The sequence below is a fragment of the Methylobacterium sp. J-026 genome, from assembly GCF_022829585.1.
Classification (GTDB): domain Bacteria; phylum Pseudomonadota; class Alphaproteobacteria; order Rhizobiales; family Beijerinckiaceae; genus Methylobacterium.
Genome location: NZ_JAKSYC010000318.1, coordinates 1 through 6,024, shown reverse-complemented (window position 1 = coordinate 6,024; position 6,024 = coordinate 1). Strand labels below are relative to the sequence as shown.

At 65.0% G+C, this 6,024-nt stretch carries 4 protein-coding genes; 2 read left to right on the top strand and 2 right to left on the bottom strand.

Annotated features, from left to right (window positions below; all coding sequences use genetic code 11):
• Nucleotides 1–658: 658 nt before the first annotated feature.
• A complete protein-coding gene (locus tag MKK69_RS27310; RefSeq protein WP_243973239.1) occupies nt 659–1,474 on the top strand; it encodes an alpha/beta hydrolase in 816 nt (271 codons plus the stop codon).
• A 274-nt stretch (nt 1,475–1,748) separates the two neighbouring features.
• On the opposite strand, the gene MKK69_RS27305 is transcribed toward MKK69_RS27310, so the two are convergent.
• On the bottom strand, nt 1,749–2,492 hold the full coding sequence (locus MKK69_RS27305) for an SDR family oxidoreductase (protein WP_243973237.1): 744 nt from the start codon (nt 2,490–2,492) through the stop codon (nt 1,749–1,751).
• A 93-nt stretch (nt 2,493–2,585) separates the two neighbouring features.
• On the opposite strand from MKK69_RS27305, the gene MKK69_RS27300 reads away from it, so the two are divergent.
• The gene (locus tag MKK69_RS27300) at nt 2,586–3,515 is read left to right on the top strand and encodes an AraC family transcriptional regulator (protein ID WP_243973235.1); all 930 of its coding nucleotides are present in this window, start codon (nt 2,586–2,588) and stop codon (nt 3,513–3,515) included.
• A gap of 108 nt (nt 3,516–3,623) precedes the next feature.
• Here MKK69_RS27300 and MKK69_RS27295 read toward each other — a convergent pair whose 3' ends face one another.
• Nucleotides 3,624–5,303 (bottom strand): methyl-accepting chemotaxis protein, encoded by a 1,680-nt coding sequence (locus tag MKK69_RS27295; protein ID WP_243973233.1) that lies wholly within the window; start codon nt 5,301–5,303, stop codon nt 3,624–3,626.
• Nucleotides 5,304–6,024 lie beyond the last annotated feature (721 nt).

Below are 6,024 nucleotides of genomic sequence, written 5' to 3'. Positions count from 1 at the left end.
CCGACCCGCCAATCTTTACGCACTCTCGCTCGACCGCATTATGTGGCGGGTAGCCCAACCACCGATCGGCATCCTTTTCGAAGGCCCAAGATGAGTCGCAAGTGAGCGCGCGGGCGGCGTCTGCTTCTTACGTTTTGCGGTCAGAAGCAGACCGTACGAAAGCCACCCATTTGCGACGCCCTTCCGGGCTTTGGATGGCAGATGCTGGCCGAAAGCGGCTAGAGCTGTTCCCGCCTATGTAGCGACGGCCAGCATCTGCCATCCAAAGCCCGGAAGGACGTCTCAAATGGGTGGATTTCGTACGGTCTGCTTCTGAGCGCAAAACGTAAGAAGCAGACGCCGCCCTCGCGCTCACTTGCGACTCATCTTGGGCCTTCGAAAAGGATGCCGATCGGTGGTTAGGCTACCCGCCACATAATGCGGTCGAGCGAGAGTGCGTAAAGATTGGCGGGACGGAGAAGCTCAACGACGCGAGTGACGGCTCGGGACCGTTCCGCAAAACAGCGACGAGGCTCCTCTTTCGAACGACGAATGTTGCAGTCTGTATCATCACTGCAAGTTGATGCCCTCAGCCAATCTGTTCAGATAACTCGCAGGAATACAGGCGCAGTCTTCATGGGTCGATCAAGGCATTCCTATCAGTCTGTTAAGAGGATCTATGATGCCGGGTAAATTCACCCTCTCGCTCCTCGCCGTTAACCTGCTCGGCGTCCCGGCCTTCGCCCAGACCGGACCAGCAAGGCAGGCCCTTGTTGCGGGAGAGCGCGTGATAAATCTGCCGCTCGGTGGTGGTGTTGACCAGCGCGTTCTCTACGACGCGCCGCCTCACCCCCGGGCAACGCTCGTCATGCTGCCGGGCGGCTCCGGCGACATCGGCGTTCGGCGAGACGGGGACCTGCGCCACGAGGACAACTTCGTCGTCCGTACGCGGGCGGACTGGGTTGCAAGGGGCTACGCCGTGCTGATCCCCGACACCGTCGATCAGGCGAACCTGCGGGGCCTGCGAAGCTCACCGGCCTACGGTCAGCTTGTGAACGGTCTGGCAGCTTACGCCCGGGATCGAGCCTCTGCACCCGTCTTCTTGGTTGGCACCAGTCAGGGGACGATCGCGGCGATAAACGGGGCCGCCCACGCCCGGTCGGGTCTCATTGCGGGCTTGGTGTTGACCGAGTCCGTGTCTGTGCCCGGACAACGGAGCACCGAGACGGTATTCGACGCTGATCCGGGGGGCGTGCGCGTTCCGGTATTGGTCGTCGCCAACCGAGACGATGCTTGCGACGTGGCTCCGCCCGAGATGGCGCCACGCATTGCCGCGACCATGACGCGTTCGCCCAGCGTTCGCGTTCTCGCAGTCAGCGGCGGCATGCAGCGTTCGGACAGAGCCTGCGGTTCACTCTCGCCCCACGGCTACTACGGGATTGAGCAGGAGGTGGTGGGCGGGATCGCCGGGTGGCTCCAAACGCACGGTGGCTGACCGCGACTCACCGCCGAAGAGGGCGCTGAGCAGCTGCGCGCGTACTGGCTGCGGCCGCGTGGGCTGGTTCCGCGCGTGGTGTACGCGACTATGATTTGCAGGCGAGCAGCGAGAGACGAATGCTGCGGGTCGTTTCAACGACTGGTTCCAGAGATGCGCACCTGCTGACTAAGCGTTCAGGTTGGGTCGGAAGCAGTAGGGCGGCTCAGGGTGGATATCTGCCAGTCCGCTTCCGCTCAAACATGTAGCGGAAGCGGACGTTCAAGGGCTCGTGTCAAGCCGCCGCCCAGGCGATCGCATCAGCGCCGGCCGGCAGGCGCATCGGGCAAGCCGGGTCGGTTGCCGCGCGCCAGACCGCATCGGCCACGTCCGAGGCCCGGGTCAGCTCTTCCGTCGCCTGCTGGAAATTCGCGAAGACCTGCCCCGCCAGATCACCGTAGGCCTCGGGCACATTCATCCCCATCCGGGTACGGGCGTTGACCCCGAACGCGGTCTCCAACGATCGGCCGGGAAGGACGAGATGGGCGCGCACGCCGAATGGCACGAGCTCGTGGGCGAGGGACTCTGTGAAAGCGTTCACAGCCGCCTTGCTCGCGGTATAGACCGCCAGCAGCGGTAGCGGTCGCAGGGTCACGCTCGACGTCACGTTGACGATCACCCCCGCGCCCCGTTCCCGGAACTGCGGCAGCACGGCCTGGGTCATCGCGATAGTGCCAAGGGTATTCGTCTCGAACACCTCCCGGGCGGACTCCATCGACAGGCCCTCCAGGGCGTTTAGCAGCCCGACGCCCGCGTTGTTCACCAGGACATCGAGCGGCCCGGCCTCCGCAACGGCCCGGGCAATGCTGTCGGCGTCAGTCACGTCGAGCGGCAGGACGGTAAGGCGGTCGGACTCCGGGAGCAGGGCCACCTGAGGCGTGCGCATCGTGGCGACGACTCGCCAGCCGCGGTCGAGAAACACGCGTGCCGTCTCCAAGCCGAAGCCGGATGAGCAGCCGGTGATGAGGATCGTGTTCATGGGACCTCCCGTGTGACGCACCACGGGGTGATAGGAGCGCTCTGCCGGACGTGATACCGGCACAAGTCCGTATTACATTGGCGAACGTCCGAAATGGTCGACCCGCTCACCCAAGTCGTCGGGCTACTTCAGCCCAGCGCCTCGTTCTCCAAGTTGGTCGTGGCCGGCGGCGCCTGGACGGTGCGCCGCGACGACCACGGCCAGCCGTTCTATGCCGCGGTGCTGGAGGGAGAGTGCCGCCTCGCTATCGATGGTGAAGCGGACATCGTCCTCGCAGCCGGCGACTTCGTGCTGATACCCGCCGCAAGCGCCTTCGCCGCATCCAGCCTCGTCGCACCGTCGGCGGGGCGGGCGCCGCCGCCCGTTGAGGTTGGCCCCGGCGTGTTCCGGCTCGGCCCTTCCGAGGTGCCGCCCGACCTGCGCATGCTGGTGGGGCACTGCACCTTCGCCTCCGACGATGTGGACCTACTTCTGTCGCTCCTGCCCAGGTTCGTCCATGTGCGCGGCGTCGGGCGACTGGCGATGCTGCTCGGCCTCGTGAACGAGGAGACTCGGGCGGACAGGCCCGGTCGCGATGTGGTCCTGGCGCGGCTTCTAGAGGTGCTGCTGATCGAGGCGCTCCGGTCCACCACGGGTCCGACGGCGCCCTCGGGCCTCCTACGCGGGCTTACCGACGAGCGCGTGGCCGCCGCGTTGCGCCGCATGCACGAGCGACCGACCGTTCCCTGGACGGTCGCCGCCCTGGCCCGAGAGGCGGGACTGTCGCGCTCGACATTCTTCGAACGGTTCCGGCGCGAGGTCGGCGTCGCGCCGATGGCGTATCTCCTGGCGTGGCGCATCGCGCTGGCGAAGGATCTGCTTGGTCGCGAGGGAGCCGGCGTGGCGGAGGTGGCCGAGCGCGTGGGCTACGGGTCCGCCAGCACCTTTAGCACCGCCTTCGCTCGTCATGTCGGCAGACCGCCAATCCACTACGCCCGCGAGCAGCGCGCCCAACCCCGCAGCCCTGCGTCTCTGAACGTCTGAGAAGGGGGGAATCGGCCCGTCCGCTTCCAAGATCAGTCAGCAGCAAAGCGGACGTTCGAGTTATGACCGAACTCTATCGCGTGCACACCGCAGGCCGGTGAACTCAGGTCAGGCGGCTCGAACCGTGGCCAGGAAGCGTGCGACTTCCGCTGCGAGATGCTCGGATTGGCGCGACAGTTCGGACGCCGCCCCGAGCACTTGGCTCGCCGCAGCCCCGGTCTCCTCGGCGGCACCCGCCACGCCGGTGATGTTCCCCGTCACCTCGCCCGTGCCGACCGCCGCCTGGGCGACATTGCGAACGATTTCCTGGGTCGCCGCCCCCTGCTCCTCTACTGCTGCGGCGATAGAGGTGGCGACCGCGCTGATCTCGCGGATGCGTCCCGTAATCCCACCGATCGAGGCGACGGCCTGCCCGGTCGACGCCTGGATCTGCAGGATCTGTCCGGAGATCTCGCTCGTCGCCTTGGCGGTCTGCTCGGCCAGCGCCTTCACTTCTGAGGCGACGACGGCAAAGCCCTTGCCGGCCGCGCCGGCCCGGGCAGCCTCGATCGTTGCGTTCAGCGCCAGCAGGTTCGTCTGACCGGCGATGGTCGAGATCAGGCCCACGACGTCACCGATCCGGGAGACGGCGGCGCTGAGCGCCTGCACCAGCGTGCCGGCCTGGTCGGCCTCGGCCACGGCCTGCCGGGCGAGGTCAGCAGAGCCATCGACCTGCCGGCCGATCTCCTGGACCGAAGAGCCGAGTTCCTCGGCCGCTGCGGCAACCGTGTTGACGTTGACGGCCGCCTCTTCGGCCGCGGCCGCCACCGCGGAGGATTGGGCGGCGGTCTCCGCCGCCGTGCCGCTCATGGCTCCAGCGGTGGCCTGCAGTTCAGTGGCCGAAGACGATACCAAGCCAATGACACCACCGACTGCGGCCTCGAACCCATCGGCCATGTCCCGCATCGCGCGCTTGCGCTGCTCCTCGGCGGAGGCCCGGGCCAGGGCGGTCTCCTCTTCGAGCTTGCGGGTGCGGACGAGGTTGTCCTTGAACACCTGCACTGCGGCGGCCATCTCGCCGATCTCGCTCCGCTCGCCGGCATTCGGTACTGCGAGGTCAGTGTCGCCATCGGCCACCCGCTTCATGATGCTCGCCATGCGGCGGACAGGGCCCGAGATCGTGAAGACGGACATCCAGCCGATCACCAGCGTGACGACGATGACGACAACAAGCACCAACGCGATCCCACCGCGGGCGCTCTCGGATAGAGTTCTGGCATTGGCAGCGCCCTGCTTGCCGTTCGTGTCGTTGAAGGCGATATCGGCCTTTATGGCCGCACGGGCCGCGTTCAAGTTCGGCAGCATGCCGTCCAAGAGATGGTCCGTGGCCGCCTTCGTCTCGCCGGCCTGCATCCGGCGCAGGAACTCCTCTCCCATCTGTGAATAAGCAGGCACCGCGGTCGTCACGGCCTTCCAAAGGGCATCTTCACCGTCGCTGAGATAGGGCGCGTACTCTTTCAAGTCCGCCTCGATGTCGGCCATGCTGGCGCGCAGGCGCGGCAGGGATTGAGGCCGGCGTTCTTCGCTGGAGACGAGGTAGGCCAGTTGCCGGCTGCGGAGGGCCTCGAAATCCGTGGCCAAGCGGCTGAGGATCCGGGTAGACGGCAGGGTATTGCCGCCAAGCTCGTCGATGGACACGGTTAGGGCATTTATGCGGCTATAGCAGAATCCACCAAGTCCGACGGATAGGGCGAGCAAGACGAGCAACGACGCGATTAGGCGTGCCCGTACGGTGAAGTTGAAGTTCATCTCAGCGTTTTTCCAAGCCAGATATCAGCGTGGAAATGACGCATCATGCTTAATTTGAGATTAATAGTTTTGCCTCTTGCTAGATATGCAATTTACTTCGTGGCCGCAATACCGAATGAACTATACTGATAAATAAGTTTAAATGGGTCCTTAGGATCAAATCTGGTCGCAGCGAGATAATTTTCATAGCTCTGTCCGCCTTAGGGGAAGTGAGACAAGGGCCGCAACCGATCAGGTCGGGTCGCAACCGGACAGTACCGCACGTCTGAGTTCGTGCTGCTAACAGCATCCGAACAGCATGGATGAGGCCTCGGACCAGCCTGTCGTCGGCGGCCTTGTCTAACTTAAACACCGGCTGAGAACAGCGCCCACAACAGTGCGTTCGAGGGCTCGCGGCCCGTTTTCTAACGGGGAATAGCGGTGGCACAGCCTGCCCGCGGAGCCACCCGCCCCCCTTAAAATACAGAGCGGAAACAAGGCGGCCCAAGGCGGCCTGACGGCAGCGCTGTCCAAACTGGACAGCCGCCCGGACCTGACTAAAACTAACATACGAGCGCCTCACGCGACCTGCGGGGCCCGACTAGATGTTTGATCCCAGGGTTTGATGGTGCATTCTTCACGCTGGAGTGGAGGGACGCGCTATGGGCCAAGTTCTTCACGGCAGCGCCACCACGACGGAGGCAGTCCGTCGAGCGATCCAGCATAGTCAAGCGAGCCTGAG

Coding starts and splice junctions, on each gene's coding strand:
- MKK69_RS27305 (WP_243973237.1), bottom strand. CDS start 2,492: ATGAACACGATCCTCATCACCGGCTGCTCATCCGGCTTCGGCTTGGAG.
- MKK69_RS27300 (WP_243973235.1), top strand. CDS start 2,586: ATGGTCGACCCGCTCACCCAAGTCGTCGGGCTACTTCAGCCCAGCGCC.
- MKK69_RS27310 (WP_243973239.1), top strand. CDS start 659: ATGATGCCGGGTAAATTCACCCTCTCGCTCCTCGCCGTTAACCTGCTC.
- MKK69_RS27295 (WP_243973233.1), bottom strand. CDS start 5,303: ATGAACTTCAACTTCACCGTACGGGCACGCCTAATCGCGTCGTTGCTC.